Origin of the sequence: Lactobacillus sp. UMNPBX6 (assembly GCF_002553975.1) — a bacterium.
GTDB lineage: Bacteria > Bacillota > Bacilli > Lactobacillales > Lactobacillaceae > Lactobacillus > Lactobacillus gallinarum.
Genome location: NZ_PCZD01000016.1, coordinates 1 through 17806, shown reverse-complemented (window position 1 = coordinate 17806; position 17806 = coordinate 1). Strand labels below are relative to the sequence as shown.

Sequence of the window (17806 nt, the reverse complement as noted above, 5' to 3'; positions counted from 1 at the left end):
TTTGAATTGATTCTCCTTTTTAGTCTACTTTAGCAAAATGTCGCTAGGCACAATTCCTTTACCAAAGTATGGTTTAAGTTCAATTTGGTAATCTTTCTTGAAGAAACCTTCAGCAGTCAAACGATTGATTTGTTTATTAGTCCACTTCAACAAAGATTTGTTACCCTTCTTAACAGCAGGTGCAATAAATTGGTGAGGACCAATTGATCTAATTCCGACTACATATTGCGGATTCTTTTTAATCCAGGCATATAAGTAGGAGTTATCATCAGCTAATGCAGCTCCTCGCTTATTTTTCATTGCATTAAATTGCTGGGTTTCTGAATCAAAACGTAAAAGCTTTATTCCAGGACGCTTAGCAAAGTAGTTTTCACCCGTTGATCCTTTCAAAAGAATCAATTGTTTCCCTCGCAATTGCTTTTCACTGGTAATCGGGTGACTCTTAGGTGAAACGACACCAGTTGATACTTTCATGTAAGGATGGGCAAAATCTACTACTTCTGCTCTTTCTGGAGTCTTGGTAAAGTTGGCTAAGACCATATCTACTTTATTAGAATTCAATGCGTCAACCCGGTTATTTCCGTTAAGTTGGGTAAATCGTGGTTTCACACCTAATTCTTTAGCTAATTCTCGTGCAAGTCGCAAATCAAAACCAACCCGTTTACCTTGAGAGTTAACCCAACCATATGGTGGTAAGTCGCCATAAACACCAATTCGAATATAACCTCGACGCTTAATTTGGGTCACACTATTATTGTTACTCCAACCGCTACCACCAGCAGAACGAGCTAGATATGGTTTAGTTAAACCCATATAAGCTGAAGCTAACACTACGACAGCGGCAATTACACTAATAATAGTGTTGAATATCTTTCGTCCACTCATAGTTTCATCCCCCTAGAAGTCCATATCAGTGAGGAATTGCTGAGCTCTTTCAGATTGTGGTTCAGTAAAGAACTGTTCACAAGGAGTTTTTTCAATAATCCTGCCTTTTTCCAAAAAGAGGACTTGATCAGCGACACGTTTAGCAAAGTTCATTTGGTGAGTAACTAAAATCATTGTCATATGATCATTTTCTGAAAGTTTTTTAACAATATCTTCAATACCACGAACCATTTCAGGGTCAAGAGATGCAGTAATTTCATCAAGTAGAATAACTTCAGGCTTCATAGCTAAAGTACGGACAATTGCCACTCTTTGTTGTTGACCACCAGATAATTCTCGAGGATACGTGTCAGCATATTGATCCATATTTACCCGTTTTAACAAATGATGTGCTTCTTGTTCTACTTCTGCTCGATCCCGTTTTTGGACCTTTGTAGGTGCCAAAAGAATATTTTGCATTACTGTTAGGTTTGGAAAAAGATCATATGATTGAAAAACCATGCCAATCTTTTGTCGAATAGCTTGCCATTCTTTTGGAGAGGGCTGGACCTTTTTACCATGAAAGACAATCTCACCATTTTTATAATTTTCCAAACCATTCAGTGTTCTTAAGAGTGTTGATTTACCTGAACCTGAGGGACCCAGAATCGCCAAAACTTCACCCTTTTTCAAATTAAAGCTAATATCGTGAAGTGCTTGCCAGTCACCATAAAACTTGTTTAGATGTTCCACTTTTAAAATTTCTTCAGTCATTTTTCTCACCTATTTTTGCTTTGCCATTAAACTCTTTGCCCATACTGATAAAGGATAATCCAGGATAAAGTAAAAGAAGAAAATCAAACCATAAACCCAGAAAACACCTGTTGGGAATTTTTGATTATTTGCTTCAATAATTTGTTGTCCCACATTGATAACATCCATTACACTGATCAACATTAAAATAGAAGTTGTTTTAATTACTCTTGTTGCTAAGTTGATCGTAGCTGGTAACTCTAATTTGAATGCTTGAGGTAACAAAACATACAAGAAAAGCTGCATCTTACTCAAACCCAATGCCAAGCCACTTTCCTTTTGAGCTAATGGCACGGATTGCAAAGCCCCACGAACAATATCGCTGAACTCTGCTGCTACCCAAAGCGAAAAAGCTAAGACTGCCATCCAAGTACCCGGCCAATTAATATGCAAGCTACGAGGCAAAATATAATAAACCAAATAAAGTAAAACTACACTAGGTAAAATTCTAAAGATCTCCATGTAGACTCTTAAAATGCAACGAATTATTTTATTCGGCATTGTCCGAAGAACACCGAATATAGTTCCAATAAGCAATCCAATGATAATTGACAAAGCAGCAATCCAAATAGAGGTCCATAAACCAACTAATAGCCGATCAAAGTTGCTGCCGCTAAATAAGACATTAATCCCCGAATGCGCCATAACGAACTTTCCTTTCTAGCCAGTTTAAAAGCAAAATTACTGGAATCATAATAATCGCATAGCTGATAACCAACATTAAAAGATATTCGTTAGACCGGTAATACATTCCTATTAGGTCCAATGCGGTATTAGTCAATTCTGGAATCGCAATCACTGTAAAGATAGATGTTTCCTTAATAAGAAAAATCACATTAGCTGCCAAAGCTGGCATACTTAAGGCAAATCCTTGCGGGAACACAACGTATCTTGCTAATTGAAAGCGATTCATTCCTAAAGCTTCGCCAGAATTGATTTGACTATCCGTTACCCCTTGGAAGCCACCGGTGAACCCTTCAGCCATGTAGCCTCCCCCAAGGAAAATCAAACCGATAATTCCGGCAGTAATTGATGACATTCGCCAACCAATTACTGGAAATGCATAATACAAAAAGAAAAGTTGAATTAAAAGCGGTGTATTGCGTGCCAATTCGACATAAGCTGTTGCAATCTGACTTAAGATCGGGGTCTTAAAGTATTGCAGCAAACTTGCAATGACTCCAACAATGATTGAGCCAATAATCCCAACCAATGAGAGCCAAACAGTAAGAACGAAGCCATGCCCATATGCTGGCAATGCCTGCTGTATAATGGTCCAGTCCATTTATATACCTCTCATTCATGAAACATCATACTTTAGTGTGAATAATAATAGACTTATTAAGTCAAATTTAACTTTAATTTTTGTTTATTATTCAAAAAATCATATAATATTTAACAGATTTAAAAAGACTGGGGAAAAGTTGATGTATGTTTTTTACCAAATCGGTATCTCAATAGGGATAATTTTAGTTGCGCTTACTATCCATATTTTGCGCCAATTTATTAATAAAAGTTCGCAGTTCACCATGGTTAATTACATCTTTGCCTTATCTATTGCCATTGGTGGAATTTTTATTATTGTCGCTAGTTTAGCAGCTATGCAACCGCAGAATTGGTACACTAGCAGTTCACTTTGGAAAATTTTGATTGCAAATTAAAAATGATTCAGTACCTTGAGTGGTATTGAATCATTTTCTTTTTATTCTATTCGACTATTACCAGTCTCATAATTCAAACGAACACCATCTTTAACGTTAAGAAATTAACTACTTACTAAAGCCTACTTTATACCAAACACTATTTGCAGCTGCTGGTTTTAACGAGTAGTTCACGATCTTATTATTAACAGCTTGAATCGCATAAGAGTTAGTCATTGGTACAATATAAGCTTCATCATTCATATATTGCTGCCACTTATGAAAAGCTGCTACCCGGTACTTGTGATTGAATGCCTTAGTAGAATCAATTTCATCAAGCAATTTATTGTTTTCCTTGGTAACGAATCTAGAGTCATTCATTGGGTTAGTTTCGCTGTACATCCCTCTTGGTGAAGGCTCTGATGACAATGACCAAGCTGCCATAAACATATCGACATTTTTATCATCGTGGTCCAGTTTGTCGTAGAAGGAATTGAACTCAATTAATCTGCCACCAGTTAGGCTGACATGCAAGCCGATTTTATGCCACTGTTGAATATAATTCTGAATAATCGGCTCTTGCACTGCGGAACCTGTCATTGCGGCCAAGTGAATACCCAAAGGCTTGCCATTAGGTTGAACCCTCCATTTACCTTTCTTCTTGTAGCCAGCTTTATCCAATAATTGGTTGGCTTTCTTTAAATTGTATGGAAAACCTTTAGCATTCTTATCGAAGTAATCGCCAAATTGAGCAGGAATCAAAGTTGGCACTCTGAAAGTCAAACCTTGCGTGTATCTCTTTTCAACTTGATTAATATTCATCGCATAAGCGATTGCTTGCCGCAAAGATTTATTATTCATCTTAGAATTCTTGTCCATGACATTCTTGCCATTCTCCCACTTCCCGACTTTGAAGCCTAAGTAACTATATGCAAGAGGGATCTTAGCAATAAAGTTAGTATTCTTAGCGTTCTTAACGGCTTGCAAATCAGAGTTAACTACATCTGCAATATCAAACTTGTGACTCTTAATTGCTTGACTGGCTGATTTAGTCGAAACAACTTGCGCCACAATCTTATTCAACTTTGGTTTGCCTCTCCAATAATATTTATTGGGAACCCAAGTTACTGACTGACCTCTGACAACTTTGCTAACTTTATATGGTCCAAAGAATAATGGATCTTTTCTGATTTGATCTGATGAAACTAATTTACTGAAAGGTACATCCTTTAAATAATGGTATGGAGCTGCTGTTTCAATGAAATAATCATTACCAGATTGCAACATCCCTGGTTTCATTGCTAAAAAATGAATGACAATAGTTCTGCCATTTTCACCATCAGGATAAGTTATGCCTGAAATAGTTTTCGCTTTGCCATTGTGATAGGCTTTCATTCCCACGATATTAGCTAGAGAATCTGAGTACCGTAGACTGTTGGTAGCTTTATTGGCAGTCATTTCATATGGATATTCCAAATCCTTAGCAACCACTTGCTTGCCATCGGACCACTTAACTCCTTTCTTAACAGTAATTGTTACTGTCTTGGCTTTCTTGTCTAATTTAAAAGTAGCTGGGCCTTTATTAGTAATCTTATATTGATTATCAGTATCGAACAAAGCCTCATTACCAAATTGCATTACGTCTGAATCCACTTGATCAACTGATAACTGACTATCAAAAATCCCTTTAAAAGGAGTATCAGTTTCAATAGCATAGGTTAAAGTCCCGCCCTGTTTTGCTGTTTTTTGTGGGGTTTGCTCAGAAAACTTATTCGCAGTCTTGGCTGCATTCTTATTATTTTGACCACATGCAGTTAAACTTAAAGCTGCACCAATAAGTAAACCGGTAATACTGATAAATTTAATAGCTTTCATAGTTGTTTCTCTTTTCTAAAAAATAAAAAAAGGCCCACATCCCAATTAAGGAATGTGAACCTTCATAGAATAATTAGTAAATCAATTATCTGAGATTAGGATCGCCGCACACCATAATTTAGGATCACAAATAAACCATCATTTTGGTGGCGGCGGCGTAATTCTACTGTTAATGCGCTTTGTGATTCTAACATGATATGTGACTCCTTTCTTAAATTAATTTAATGTTATATCAATCTTTCTTTTAGCTATTGTCAATAAATATTTTAGAATTTCTTATTGACATAAAAAGCACCGTCAAATGACAGCACTTCAATATTTTTCTACTTTTCAGCTAACTTGGTAGCCTCTTCTGCAGTATTTTGAGTCTTAACTTTCAAACCTTTGAAAGTAACATCACTCGCCTTTACATAGACACTACCAATATTTTGCTTAACCCAAGTGTATTCATATTTACTATGTGGATCACGCATTGAAAAAGTAGTACCAATTAAGTGATAGAAAAGTTCTGCTTTCTTTTCACTAGGTACCCAAATGTAACGAGCATAATCAACCTGATAATTATTCTCAGGCAAAAAGTTGCCACGAGCTGCCTTTTCCAAATATTTGCCACCTAAATCAACTAACTGACCTTGATCATTGTAAAGTGGTGTAGTCTTTTCTAGGCCTTGTTTAAAAGTAACCAACGACTGAGTTGATTCCGCAAAATTATGATTATCATCCATGAAGAATCTAAAGCTAAAATTACCCTCATCTTCATCTGGATAATCACCTGCATCAGTCCAGTACAAGAATTGATCCTTGGTGCCAGCTATTCTGACGTACAATTGTGGGTCAGTGTAGTCAGTATCGATCAAAACCTGATCAATCTTAACTTTGCTACCAGCACGAACAACTTTAGAAGTTTCCTTTAAATCTTTGTTCAAAACATACATATCGGCACGGGGAATTACATAAGTTGGTTGCTTTGTGAAGACATATTGACCATTGATTTTACTTACATTCACTGCCTTAACGTAGCGACCGCCACCTAAAGCGTAGTAAACTTTCCCTTTAATCTTGTATTGTTTCAAAGCTTGTGGATCTTTATTAGAAGATTCACTTGGGTAAAAGAAGAAATCATCTGATGAACTAGCTGCTTTGACACTACCACTGTATGTCACTAAAGTACCTTTTCTTAAAGTACCTTGTTTCTTGATATGTTGACCCTTCTTGTTGTAGACATAAGTGTTGGTTTTCAAGAACATTACATTTTTACCGGCAACTTGGCTTACATCTTTTGCCTTAACATAAGCACCGCTGCCAACGTAATAGTAAAGTTCACGTGAAGTTTCTGTCAATTTGCCAGCATATTTAATCTTTTGATTACGAGTTACAGTTGCCTTGCCACTACGATATGATTTCAAACGCTTGCCGTTTTTGTCATAAACGTAACCTTTACGAGCAATATTAATTACACCCTTGTTGCTAATACTGCCTAAGCAATTAGACTTAATATAACCATTGTCACCAAGCCACACGTAATTTTGACCATTATTAATTTTGATTAAAGGAAGATTTTATGAAATATCTATCAAGAAATCAAGCAGAACAATGGCTGAATCAACATACGCTTTATGGGCAAAAGAAAAAATTATTCACTAACAAGTTTATGAAGAGATTGAAGAACTCCTATCATTTGGTTCCCGACAAACACACCATCTTCGGGAAAAAATACAGCTTGTTGGAACTGCTCATGATGTAAACCCTAGACAATTTGCTTAAGCAAAAAGGCACCACTTAAATGCAGTGCCTCTTATTATACATATTTTTACTAAAATGACAGGTTGATACCTTTCATCAAATGATTCAAGATTATATTATAATTTAAGGAGAACTCATGAAAAAAGTAACAGACTTACCTGATAAAAATAAACGACCAAAGAATAAACCGCGAAAACAGATTAAAGTTAATAGTTTTGCAACGGCAATGTTGGCTAAGGCTGAACAAGATAAGTACAAAGGTCCACAAGTCGTTGATGAGAACGGTCATACAAAAGAAGATCCTAAAGAAAAATATGAAAATGATGCTGTTAAGGAATTCTGGAATGCTCTCTTTCCTAAAATTGATTCTGAGATAGCCAAAAAGGACAAACGCAGAACTAAAATTGATCCTTCTAAGGTAATTAATTTTAAGGATAAGAAATAAGACATTTAAAAATGGTATCCCCTTTAAATTACGGGATACTATTTTTTAGTTTAATTTTCTTTCTTAAAGAAGTCATCGTCAATTTCAAGTAATTCAAAAGTATCCTGAACTTGAACGCCCACTTTATATTCAATCATCAACTTAGTTAAAGTCTCACCGTCGATCAATTTAATATTAAACTTCTTACCAGCTTCCTCTGCACTTCTAGTAAATGAAGATGTTGTAATAAATACACCAGAGCCAGCTCCTTGTAGGTCCAAATCACCATGAAACTGACTAATTATTTGCCGACCAACAGTATTATCTTCAGCATATCGTTTCACTTGAACATAAATCTTTCTCAGTCCTAGCGCATCTTGATTTAGGATTCCGTCAATTCCACCATCATTGGATTTCTGAGTAACAAAAGCTTTACCATCAGCACCTTTGTAGCCCATTCTAGTCATAAGCTCAATCATCATATGTTCAAAAACAAAGGGATCTGTTTCTCTTAACTTAGTTAAAAGTGCATCAGATAAATTCTCCTTTTGTTTATCAAACCAGTTATGAATCTGTCCCTTCGTCAACTCAAGAGATTGAATATCATTATCCGCTTTATCATCAGATTTATTCTGCCTCCGCTTATTCTGATAGTCAATGTACATCGGTAAAGAGTGAACATATTTGGCTGTAATATCAGTACCCAACTTAACCAGCGTCTGCTTACCTAAATCACTGATCTCATAATGACCACGCTTGGGACAATTCAATAATCCGGAAATTTTTAGATCGCTTATTGCAAAGTTAACTCTATTTTGTGCAATCAGATCATGATATTTAGAAGCATATCGTAAGTTAACTAAGTTTTCCGGTAAATTTATTGCTTTAATAACTGCATGTTCTAATTCACGAATTTGCCAATGTTCCTTCATTGAAGCTACTTGTAAAGTTGGACCTAAGAACCCATCCCAAGTTGGCATTTCATTCTCACTATGTTTTAAATTTTTGTAATTTAGCATTATTTAAATCCCATTAAGCTACAACATCCGCGTTATGATTGATATTATTAATAACTTCTTTTATTCCTAACCATAATGTCTTATTGTCGCCAAATAACTCAATTATATTACCTTGATCAATAAATGGTGAATCTTGCAATACTGATAAGTCTTTCATCATACCATTCTTAACAATATATTCAATTACTTGATTTAAGAAATAAATCTGCCTTGAATTTAGAGACTTATCATTCAGATACTCAGCAAATGCTTCTTTAGCTGAATTCATATCCAATCCCACAATACTACGAATAAATTCACCTAATGGCTGATCACCATATTCTTTAGTGTAATCTTCTTTAGTACCAATATCCTTCCAGAATATTTTCTCTAAATTCTTTAGATCGGCATCTGTTAACGGCTGATTGCTCTTCAATTTAGCAATAACCTGATTATCTTTCTGATGCTGATTAATGTAGTACTCTACTTTAGCTCTATAGTTCTTTAAAGTATCTGTATTATACTCAGCTTCATTAACAGAAGTATCCAATATTTCGTCATTAAAGTCTGTATCAAAGGTTATTGAATTCTTAGGAATATATTTAATTAAATCACGTAAAGCTTTTCTAATATGTTCTAGATCTTCAATACCCGCTCTATTAAGATAATCTGTTTCAATAACTTTTTTGATTAAGTCCTTCTGATTAGCAATTTCAGGAATGTTAGCAACTTTAGAAACTGCAGTTATTTTCTTTATGATATCCGTCTTATATCTACCAGCCGGTTTATCTGAAATATTGGCAATTTCTAATTCAAAAATTAATGCATCAAATCGAAAGGCAGCTGCATCCCCTTCATCTGGCAAAATCAAAGGTGATACTTCTTCTCTTACTTCTAAGCAATCACTGTATGTAAGTTCTTCATAGTTTACCTTATTCGCATATTCATCAACATCTTTAATATGCTGCCTTACAGCAAAGTTGTCACGATTTAATTGCTTTACCTTCTTAATTAAGTTGTCAATTAGTGTATTTCGATAACTAATCATTGGATTTGTTTGATAGTTAATATCTTGCAGCTTGTAAACCAATTGAAATTTTAGATTAAACAGTGCTCCTTGTAATGGTAAAGTGGCCTTAGGTTCACGACCTTTGCCCATTCTGAAGAATTCGAAGTTACTACAAAAGTCAAATATATAAAACTTGGACTTATCTTTTCCATCAATTAAATTAGGGCAAAGTCGAGTACCTCGACCAATCATTTGCCAGAACTTTGATTTACTATAAACTTTCTTAAAAAAGACTAAATTCAAGCATTCCGGCACATCTATTCCTGTATCAAGCATATCAACAGAAATAGCTATTCGGGGCATCTTATCGCCTTCTGAGAATTCATCAATAGCAGACTGAGCATAATTAATATAATTATCAATTACTTGTGCATAAGGTCTTCCATCTTTGCCCTTAGCTAAATCTGGATATTCTTTGTTAAAGATACGCAAAATTTCTTCAGCATGTTTATGGTTTTGAGCAAAAATTATCGTTTTACCTAGTTCTTCACCATAATTAACTCTTAAAGCCTGAGTCATTACAACGTTCAAAACTTTCTTTATCGTATCCTCATTGAAAATCCAATTATTAAGAGCGGAGGGATTAATTGATGCCGGAAGTTCACCATTTTCATCTTCAAAAGTATCCTCATACGATTCCTTATCCGCTTCAGATAGTTCATCATATTTAATCCCCTGAGCCATGAACTTCATTTTAGTCTCAATAGAAACATAGTCTACCAAATAGCCATCTTTAACAGCATTAGCTAATTCATATCCATAAGTTGGGACACCATCTTCTAATTCAAATATAGAATAAGTATTTTTATCAATCTCATCCTTAGGAGTAGCTGTTAATCCCACCATTGGAGCATCAAAGTAATTAAAGATATCACGATATTTGTTATAAATTGAACGGTGAGCTTCATCTATGATAATTAGATCAAAATGACCTACAGTAAATAATTTACCTTGATCATCTTTAAGAGAATCAATGCATCCCATCATAGTCTGATATGTTGAGAAAACACATCTAGCATTTAAATTACGTTTTTTCTTGGTTAAATCAGTACAAGTTAAGTCAGGCAACAAATTAACAAAACTTCTCTTAGCTTGAGTGACCAACGCAGTTCTATCTGCCAAGAAAAGAATATTTTTAACCCAACCAGCATTAATTAAAACTTTACTAAGACCAATAGCAACTCTGGTTTTACCTGAACCTGTAGCCATAACTAACAATGCTTTGCGTTTTTTCTTTTTATCGAAACTTTCGCAAACAGCTTTAATAGCAGCCTTTTGATAATATCTTCCAGCAATATTTTCATCCACTTGAATATTATCAAGATGCTTTTGTTTCATGTTTTGTAGATTACGCAGTTTCTCTAAATCACGTTTAGAGTAAAAGCCAGATACTTTACGTTCGGGATGTTCATTATCGATAAATCTTGTTTCAAAGCCATTAGTCAGGAAGACATATGGTCTTCTATGATATTTCTTTTCAATTAATTTTGCATAAATTTCAGCCTGATGTCTTCCAACTGATACATCTCGGCTAGTTTTCTTAGCCTCGACTACTGCTTGAGGAATACCAGTATTGTCTAAAAGGACATAATCTGCACGACCTTTACCTGAACTATTAGGCATTCCTTCAAGTTCAAATTCATCAATCCAGTCCTTGTCTTCTGTCCATCCTGCATCCATTAAGAGAGTATCAATATAGATCTTTCTCGTCTTGAATTCAGATAAATCAAGAGGATTTTCCGGAGTAAATCTTTCCTCTTTTTCTTGACGATTCTTTTCACTACGATGCGAAAGTTTCTTTTGAATACCTTTATTTTTCTTAACTAAACTATCTAAGCTAATTTGAATTTTAGCTAGCTCAGGAGTAACAATAGCAGATGGTGTTTGACCTAATAGCTTCTCATCAAACGGAACTTGCTCGTAATGATCACCATAGCAATAATCAATAAAGTCAAAGAAAGCATGAAGATTCTTTAAACATAAGACAGCTTGATCACGTTCAATTCTTCTAGCTGAATGGGCAGCAATATTACCCAATCTTCTAATTAAGTCTAACTGTCTCCATAGATCATAATCAACAATTCCATGAAAATCATCAGAACTTATCAAACTAATTAATTTATCTTGATAAGGACGTCTTAATGCTGTATCCACTGAATACATCCATTTAATCGCAATCTCCATTGCTCGACGACAATCAAGGATACAACTAGCAGCATCCACATTAATTATTTTTTCAGCAGTAATGGCTATATTTACAAAGTCGCTAAACTTTTTCTCTTTTTTCAGATAATCAAAGTTGGTCATTTACCTAGCACCTTCTTTGTTTTCTTTAAAATACAGGTAAAACCTTATACTAATAATATATTTCATTATGGATGCGTTAACAACTTTTGATTTGTCGACTTGTTGGACAAATGACGCGAACTTGTTTTGCTCTTTAATTGGTATATCAATTATCTTTTGCTTATGAACATTATTTCTATTTAAAGTTGGCACTCCGGCTCCATTACAGAATCTTTCAAGCTTGAATAAGCTAACAAGATATTTCAAATAAATAATATTATTTCCATATGTTTTTACAGAAAATAGTGCTGTATTAAGTGGCCAAAATTCATTATTTTCATAATAAACTTTACCGATAGTTCCAGACCTTCCAGTAATTATTCCACTACTAGCCTTAAACTCATCGTGATAGCCGAGCACACCATTTGAACCATAAACTGGAATCTTTCCTTGTGTATTTCTTTTTCTAATAGGCAAATCAAAACCTCTTTGAAGTTTTACAACATTTATAAACTTGGTTGTTGATTTATTCTTAGAATTACATATCGGATCACCAAACATCTCGACAAATCGGGCTTTAATTAAGGTATCTAAATATTCAATTTCTTTATTCTGAATTTTCTTGATTTTTTCAATTTCATCTAATGTATTAGCTATTTTATCTTGATGTTCCAACTCTGGATCTATTTCAATCTTAAAACTCTCCAACTGGGTTTTATTAACTATAGGCACTACTGCTGCATTTGCTAATGCTTTTAATCTAGGTCTAGAAAATAGGAGTACATATGCCAAATACCTCAGATTTATTTTAGAATTAGGGATTATCGCATTTATTTGCTGATTAAAAGCTATTTTTTCTTTTGAAACAATCCCTATTCTTCCTATATTTCCAATACACGTTATAAGAATTGTATTTCTTTTGACGATCCGAGCTTTTGAACTCGCAAAATTAGATATATATTCATTAGAGTTAGTAATACTATCTATATCATCACCAATAATATCGGGTTTTACAAAACATATATCTTTTGAATCCCAATATTTTTTATCTTTCTTACTAGGTGTATTACCAGTGATGATCGTTCCTATATCTTTTAACGAAACCTCCATAGTTAACTCTACAAATCTGAATTTGCTAGGATATATATTTTCTATGAGCAGCCTTAACATTATTTTGATTAACAATCGCATACTGCATCGTTGTATCTATCTGAGAATGTCCAAGAATTTTCTGAACTTGTTCTATTGGCATGCCTTTATCAATCGCTCTTGTTGCCATACTTCGTCTGAATTTATGTGGATGGACTCTATCAAGATGTAATTTTTTGCCAAGCTGACGAAGTCGAATCTCAACTCCACTAATTTTTAATCTGTTGTAAGGTTTGTCCAAAGATACAAAAAGCGCAGGATTATCATCAATCCTACTCTTTAAGTAATTAATTAAATGTATTTTCGATTTAGCATCAAAATAAACTCTACGTTCTTTATCACCTTTACCAAATACGACACATTCTCGTTCAGAAAAGTTAATATCTGCCCTATTAAGTCGAACCAATTCTCCTACTCTAATACCAGTAGAATAAAGAAGATCAATCATAGCCACATCTCTTAAGCAATCACATCCATCACGTAACCGTTCGATATCCTCGTCAGTTATAACATTCTTCACTAATTTCTCTGCACGAATCTTATGAATTCTACGCATCGGGCTTTTCAAAATATAGTCTTCCTCTTCAAGCCAAGAAAAGAAGCTAGAAATGTTACGCCTCACATTATCAATAGTCGTCTTACCACAATTATTGATCTTCTGATAATCAACTAGATACTCACGCATTTGCTCAGTTGTTACTTTTCTAATAGGATGCAATACTTTCTTCAAGAGTTGCTCAACTGTCACTTTATAGTATTTGATAGTTCTTTCTGAACAGCCTTCAATCTTCTTAGCTTCTAGAAATTTATTCAAGTATTCTTGGTTGCTAATCTTTTTCTTTTCCGGTTCATCTTTAACTAATCTCTTTAGTAAAACTTCCTGTAGTCGCTTAAGCTGTGCTGCATTAAGAACATCAGCCATATCGTTGATTATTTCGATAAATTTTTCATTCATAGTGAAATTCTCCCCCCAATTTAGAGTTATTTCACTATTAAACCTTAACTAAAGTACTTTTGCATTAAACTGTCGTATAAAATTTGTGTTTCATCCAATGACTTTTGAATTGCAACTTTTGATTTGTCGACTTGTTGAACGAATGATGCAAATTTGTTTTGAGATTCTTCATTCACATCTGGAACTTTCAGTTTCAAGAAATTAGATTTAGAAATATTTTTCATACTTCCACTTGTTCCAGATGACACTCTTTGAATCTGTAATTTAAGAAGAGGATGAATTAACACTTGCCAAAGGAAAATAGAATTTACATTTTCTTTTAAATTTGCTCTCCATAATCGATCTGGTAAATAAGTATTTTCAGGTGCTTCCCAAACATACGCAGTTGCGCCAACTAATTCTTGAGTATTCATTCTACTAATTAGTACATTTCCGGTTCTCACTTTGTTATTTTCATCTGGAACATAATTTGATGGTAAATATTTATAATCATTTTTAAATTTATCATATGACACAGCGCCAGTATTTAATACTTTATTTGTGCATTTTTCTTTACCAGCTAGGCTTTTTCCGGCCGTCAGTGATTCTATATATTTTGAAACTGGTGTATCAAATTTTAAGTCACCAAACATCTCGACAAATCGGGCTTTGATTAAGGTATCACATAATTTAAGTTCTTCATTTTTCTTATTTTTCACTTCACTTAAATTATCTAATAATTTAACAATTCGTTTTTGTTTTTCAAAAGAAGGGTAGTTAATACTTACCTTCTTTAACCATTTAAAATGACGATTATATCCAGTGTTTGGTATGTATGCTGCTTTCAAAGCATAATATAGATACTTATAATTAGCATTATTAGTTTTGCTCTTTAATACTTTTACTCCATCTGCACCTAAGAAAAATGGTTTATCAATATATTTTATTATTCGAGTATGATCACCAAAAATAATCGTTGGTACGTCTGTGAAAATTCCATCTTCATTATCAGTAAAACCAGCAATTTTATCTTTACCCTGATCTATAATAATGTATTTACCTTTTTTCTTATATTCTTCTTTAGGTATTTTCTTACCCAATCTAGTTTTATCAACAAATACTTCATCAAATTTCTTTATCAATACACATCACTACAAATCTGAATTTGTTTTTCCTTTCCTTACTTTTCAAGCATGTTTTTCAATTCTTGAAGATCCTTACTAGCTTCTTCATCTAACTTCATAATTTCAGCCAAAATGTCCTTTGTTGGTGGATATTTTACTGGAACATATTCAATTTCTTTATAACGATTAATAGATAAATCATAGTCATTATCTACAATTTCTTTCTTATCAACAAAGAATGACTTATCTGTTCTCTTTCGATCTTTTTCTTTGTCAAGATTCTTAAAACGATTAATAATGTCTGGAATATCATCCTCATCAACTTTGGTACGTTTATCATCCAAAGAATAGCCATCAGCAGTCATATCATAGAACCAAACTTTATCAGTACCACCATGATTTGTTTTTGTGAAGATTAAAACGGCTGTTGAAACACCAGCATAAGGTTTAAATACACCTGAAGGCATTGAAATTACTGCTTCTAGTCTGTTTCCCTCAACCAATTGTTTTCTGATAGCCTTATGAGCTCTGGATGAACCAAAAAGAACACCATCTGGAACGATACAAGCACAACGTCCACCAATTTTTAGCATTCTTAAGAATAGAGCCAGAAATAGAAGCTCGGTCTTCTTAGTTTTGCAGACTTTCAACAAACTATCTGAAACCGTATCATAATCAAGACTACCCTTAAATGGAGGGTTTGCAAGAACTAAAGAATATTCATCTGCATCAATGTTTTGATCAGATAGACTGTCCTTATATTGAATATTAGGATCAGTGATACCATGCGTCATCATGTTCATAGCACCAATTCTAAGCATGGTCCTGTCCATGTCATAACCGGTGAACATTGAGCTCTTGTAATATGCTTTCTTTTCCTTGCTGTAGAAAATAGCTTTTTCTTTTTCACGATCATTTTTTAAATATTCAGCAGCAGTTACCAAAAAGCCAGAAGTACCACAAGCTGGATCAGCAATTTTATCATCTGGAGTAGGATCCATTAACTCAACCATCATTTTAATAATATGACGTGGTGTACGAAATTGACCATTTCTTCCTGCAGTTGATAATTTACTTAAAAGATATTCATAAAGATCTCCCTGCACATCTGATTTATCAAATCTTTCATTTTTACCAGTGGATTGAATTTCATTCTTACGAACCTTATCCATAGTCGCATAAATATCGTCAAGTTTATCAACAACTTTGGCTAAAAACTCTGGAGTTGGCAATTTAAAAATTGCATCATCCATATACTTAGAATATGCGCTATTTTTGTCATCATGCAAATTCTTAATAAAAGGAAAGACAAAATGATTCATTAGATCAAACATCTTCTGTGGAGGAAAATCATGAAAAACTGACCATTTTAAATCATTTCCATCAATTATTTGACCCCCAATATCTTTTTTTCCATCGAAAATACTCTCATGAGGAAGGTCAAGCATTTCATTTTCTTGGCGATGCACATTATCTGCACTATCTAGATCATGAATGAACATTAAATAAGTAATCTGCTCAATAACTTCCAGCGGATTAGTTAAACCACCTGCAGCAAAATCATCCCACAAAGAATCAACTTTGTTTTTAATTTCTCCGTTAATCATCTAATTCTCCTAAATTTTATTATTCATTAGTCAACATATTAATTTTAGCGCATATTTAAATGTAGCCTAAACAAAAAATCCAAGCCAAATCTTTTCCTTTTGGATTTTGACATAGAGTCCTAAAAATTAATCTATAACATAAAAAAGCTCCTCTTTACACGGAGCTTTTTCATATCTAGTTCAAATTAAGGTCTCTTCCAACCAGTAATTTGGTTATATGGAACTTGGAATGTATAACCCTTACTATTATTAGCTTCAACCACGTATTCGCCGTCACCGTTAATCAATAAGTCTGGATTATAAAGTGTTACTCTCTTACCTGCAGTTAAAGTTTGGGTTCCTTCTTCATCTGGAAGAGAAACAACACTTGTTGTTGGTACAAATGAGATTTTAGCGGCATCACCATAATCATTAGTGTACTTCTTAAGATTCTTAAGCTTATTCTTGTAACTGCCATCATAAGCCTTAAAATCAAAGTCGGCTAAATTATAAACATAATCATCAATAGTACCACTGATTTCAAGGTTAAAACCAGTTTTGATGTTAATAATGTCAGTTCCCCAATTATCGTCATCATCAAGGATTTTGATAGCTCGACCTTTGCGAATTATTTCAAGTCCATCATCATCGTAAGAGCCATCATATTCTGCTTTATTTTCTCTCAAAGCAACCAAGTTACCATTCTTTCTATTCTTCAACCAACCCTTGTATACAGCAAGCTTAGCTGGATCTACCGGTGCAATATCGTCATCAGTAGTATCTGAAGAATTGTTAGAAGTACTTTGATCAGTTTTTTTCACGGCTTTTTTCTTTGCCGAAGCCAAATTAGAAACTAAAACGTACTTGTTCTTGCCAATACGCGCATATTTCTTACCCCTGATGGTCTTATAACCGTAAATCTTGATTTTCATGCCCTTCTTCAAATACTTCTTATGAGTGCGTTTACCATGGCTAGTGTCAATAGCGGCATTACGTTTCAACTTTCTAGAAACAGTTTTTGCTTCAACCACCTCTGCATTGCTATTAGCAGCAATTGCAGTTGTACCAACTGATAGCAAGGTAATTGCAGCCATGCTAGTAAACAAAGTCTTTTTTTAATTCATTTTCTAAATCCTTATTACTAAAAGATTTCCTCTTTTATATTTTAATATCTCAAGACTCAAAAACAGGTATATCTGCAATATTGCAGGAGCAAATCATGAATTTAATTTTTATCTAATAAAAAAGTGTCTGGGAAAAAACTAATTCTCAGACAGGAAAAAAGAACGATGATTTCCTAA

At 34.0% G+C, this 17806-nt stretch carries 16 protein-coding genes; 3 read left to right on the top strand and 13 right to left on the bottom strand.

What is annotated here, in order from left to right:
* Positions 1–24: 24 nt before the first annotated feature.
* The 4 genes from CP357_RS04130 to CP357_RS04115 are packed head-to-tail and all read right to left on the bottom strand — an operon-like array spanning position 25 to position 2962.
* The gene (locus CP357_RS04130) at positions 25–885 is read right to left on the bottom strand and encodes a transporter substrate-binding domain-containing protein (RefSeq protein WP_098036608.1); all 861 of its coding nucleotides are present in this window, start codon (positions 883–885) and stop codon (positions 25–27) included.
* 12 nt (positions 886–897) lie between these two features.
* Positions 898–1638, bottom strand: a complete 741-nt coding sequence (locus CP357_RS04125) for an amino acid ABC transporter ATP-binding protein (RefSeq protein ID WP_013438313.1) — start codon at positions 1636–1638, stop codon at positions 898–900.
* A gap of 9 nt (positions 1639–1647) precedes the next feature.
* Positions 1648–2322 carry an amino acid ABC transporter permease gene (locus CP357_RS04120; protein WP_013438314.1) on the bottom strand — a complete coding sequence of 225 codons (675 nt, stop codon included), beginning with the start codon at positions 2320–2322 and terminating at the stop codon, positions 1648–1650.
* Positions 2303–2962 carry an amino acid ABC transporter permease gene (locus tag CP357_RS04115; RefSeq protein WP_098036607.1) on the bottom strand — a complete coding sequence of 220 codons (660 nt, stop codon included), beginning with the start codon at positions 2960–2962 and terminating at the stop codon, positions 2303–2305. Before CP357_RS04115 ends, CP357_RS04120 begins: the two co-directional genes overlap by 20 nt.
* A gap of 142 nt (positions 2963–3104) precedes the next feature.
* Between CP357_RS04115 and CP357_RS04110 the strand changes: the two genes are divergently transcribed.
* Positions 3105–3338: a hypothetical protein gene (locus CP357_RS04110; RefSeq protein WP_098036606.1), complete on the top strand. Its 234-nt coding sequence runs from the start codon at positions 3105–3107 to the stop codon at positions 3336–3338.
* A gap of 108 nt (positions 3339–3446) precedes the next feature.
* On the opposite strand, the gene CP357_RS04105 is transcribed toward CP357_RS04110, so the two are convergent.
* On the bottom strand, positions 3447–5192 hold the full coding sequence (locus CP357_RS04105; RefSeq protein ID WP_098036605.1) for an oligopeptide ABC transporter substrate-binding protein: 1746 nt from the start codon (positions 5190–5192) through the stop codon (positions 3447–3449).
* A gap of 323 nt (positions 5193–5515) precedes the next feature.
* Complete coding sequence (locus tag CP357_RS10480) at positions 5516–6712, bottom strand: SLAP domain-containing protein (protein WP_143468733.1); 1197 nt, start codon at positions 6710–6712, stop codon at positions 5516–5518.
* 41 nt (positions 6713–6753) lie between these two features.
* On the opposite strand from CP357_RS10480, the gene CP357_RS04090 reads away from it, so the two are divergent.
* Both CP357_RS04090 and CP357_RS04085 read left to right on the top strand, forming a co-directional pair.
* Positions 6754–6936 (top strand): hypothetical protein, encoded by a 183-nt coding sequence (locus CP357_RS04090; protein ID WP_233186992.1) that lies wholly within the window; start codon positions 6754–6756, stop codon positions 6934–6936.
* Positions 6937–7071: 135 nt separating this feature from the next.
* Positions 7072–7380: a hypothetical protein gene (locus CP357_RS04085; RefSeq protein WP_098036604.1), complete on the top strand. Its 309-nt coding sequence runs from the start codon at positions 7072–7074 to the stop codon at positions 7378–7380.
* Between the two features lie 50 nt (positions 7381–7430).
* On the opposite strand, the gene CP357_RS04080 is transcribed toward CP357_RS04085, so the two are convergent.
* The 7 genes from CP357_RS04080 to CP357_RS04050 all read right to left on the bottom strand — a co-directional run bounded on the left by CP357_RS04080 (position 7431) and on the right by CP357_RS04050 (position 17599).
* The gene (locus CP357_RS04080) at positions 7431–8378 is read right to left on the bottom strand and encodes a restriction endonuclease (RefSeq protein ID WP_098036603.1); all 948 of its coding nucleotides are present in this window, start codon (positions 8376–8378) and stop codon (positions 7431–7433) included.
* 13 nt (positions 8379–8391) lie between these two features.
* Positions 8392–11733, bottom strand: a complete 3342-nt coding sequence (locus CP357_RS04075; RefSeq protein ID WP_098036602.1) for a DEAD/DEAH box helicase family protein — start codon at positions 11731–11733, stop codon at positions 8392–8394.
* Positions 11734–12822, bottom strand: coding sequence for a restriction endonuclease subunit S (locus tag CP357_RS04070; protein WP_158227256.1), 1089 nt, complete (start codon positions 12820–12822; stop codon positions 11734–11736). It abuts the gene before it with no gap.
* Between the two features lie 25 nt (positions 12823–12847).
* A complete protein-coding gene (gene xerA / locus CP357_RS04065) occupies positions 12848–13816 on the bottom strand; it encodes a site-specific tyrosine recombinase/integron integrase (protein WP_098036600.1) in 969 nt (322 codons plus the stop codon).
* A gap of 44 nt (positions 13817–13860) precedes the next feature.
* Positions 13861–14937, bottom strand: a complete 1077-nt coding sequence (locus CP357_RS04060; RefSeq protein WP_098036599.1) for a restriction endonuclease subunit S — start codon at positions 14935–14937, stop codon at positions 13861–13863.
* A 38-nt stretch (positions 14938–14975) separates the two neighbouring features.
* Positions 14976–16526 (bottom strand): class I SAM-dependent DNA methyltransferase, encoded by a 1551-nt coding sequence (locus CP357_RS04055; protein ID WP_098036598.1) that lies wholly within the window; start codon positions 16524–16526, stop codon positions 14976–14978.
* A 185-nt stretch (positions 16527–16711) separates the two neighbouring features.
* Positions 16712–17599, bottom strand: coding sequence for an SLAP domain-containing protein (locus tag CP357_RS04050; protein ID WP_098036597.1), 888 nt, complete (start codon positions 17597–17599; stop codon positions 16712–16714).
* Positions 17600–17806 lie beyond the last annotated feature (207 nt).

What these genes read in the sequence shown, in the direction of transcription:
- CP357_RS04130 (WP_098036608.1), bottom strand. Translation starts at nt 885, where the DNA reads ATGAGTGGACGAAAGATATTCAACACTATTATTAGTGTAATTGCCGCT.
- CP357_RS04125 (WP_013438313.1), bottom strand. Translation starts at nt 1,638, where the DNA reads ATGACTGAAGAAATTTTAAAAGTGGAACATCTAAACAAGTTTTATGGT.
- CP357_RS04120 (WP_013438314.1), bottom strand. Translation starts at nt 2,322, where the DNA reads ATGGCGCATTCGGGGATTAATGTCTTATTTAGCGGCAGCAACTTTGAT.
- CP357_RS04115 (WP_098036607.1), bottom strand. Translation starts at nt 2,962, where the DNA reads ATGGACTGGACCATTATACAGCAGGCATTGCCAGCATATGGGCATGGC.
- CP357_RS04110 (WP_098036606.1), top strand. Translation starts at nt 3,105, where the DNA reads ATGTATGTTTTTTACCAAATCGGTATCTCAATAGGGATAATTTTAGTT.
- CP357_RS04105 (WP_098036605.1), bottom strand. Translation starts at nt 5,192, where the DNA reads ATGAAAGCTATTAAATTTATCAGTATTACCGGTTTACTTATTGGTGCA.
- CP357_RS04090 (WP_233186992.1), top strand. Translation starts at nt 6,754, where the DNA reads ATGAAATATCTATCAAGAAATCAAGCAGAACAATGGCTGAATCAACAT.
- CP357_RS04085 (WP_098036604.1), top strand. Translation starts at nt 7,072, where the DNA reads ATGAAAAAAGTAACAGACTTACCTGATAAAAATAAACGACCAAAGAAT.
- CP357_RS04080 (WP_098036603.1), bottom strand. Translation starts at nt 8,378, where the DNA reads ATGCTAAATTACAAAAATTTAAAACATAGTGAGAATGAAATGCCAACT.
- CP357_RS04075 (WP_098036602.1), bottom strand. Translation starts at nt 11,733, where the DNA reads ATGACCAACTTTGATTATCTGAAAAAAGAGAAAAAGTTTAGCGACTTT.
- CP357_RS04070 (WP_158227256.1), bottom strand. Translation starts at nt 12,822, where the DNA reads ATGGAGGTTTCGTTAAAAGATATAGGAACGATCATCACTGGTAATACA.
- xerA (WP_098036600.1), bottom strand. Translation starts at nt 13,816, where the DNA reads ATGAATGAAAAATTTATCGAAATAATCAACGATATGGCTGATGTTCTT.
- CP357_RS04055 (WP_098036598.1), bottom strand. Translation starts at nt 16,526, where the DNA reads ATGATTAACGGAGAAATTAAAAACAAAGTTGATTCTTTGTGGGATGAT.
- CP357_RS04050 (WP_098036597.1), bottom strand. Translation starts at nt 17,599, where the DNA reads ATGGCTGCAATTACCTTGCTATCAGTTGGTACAACTGCAATTGCTGCT.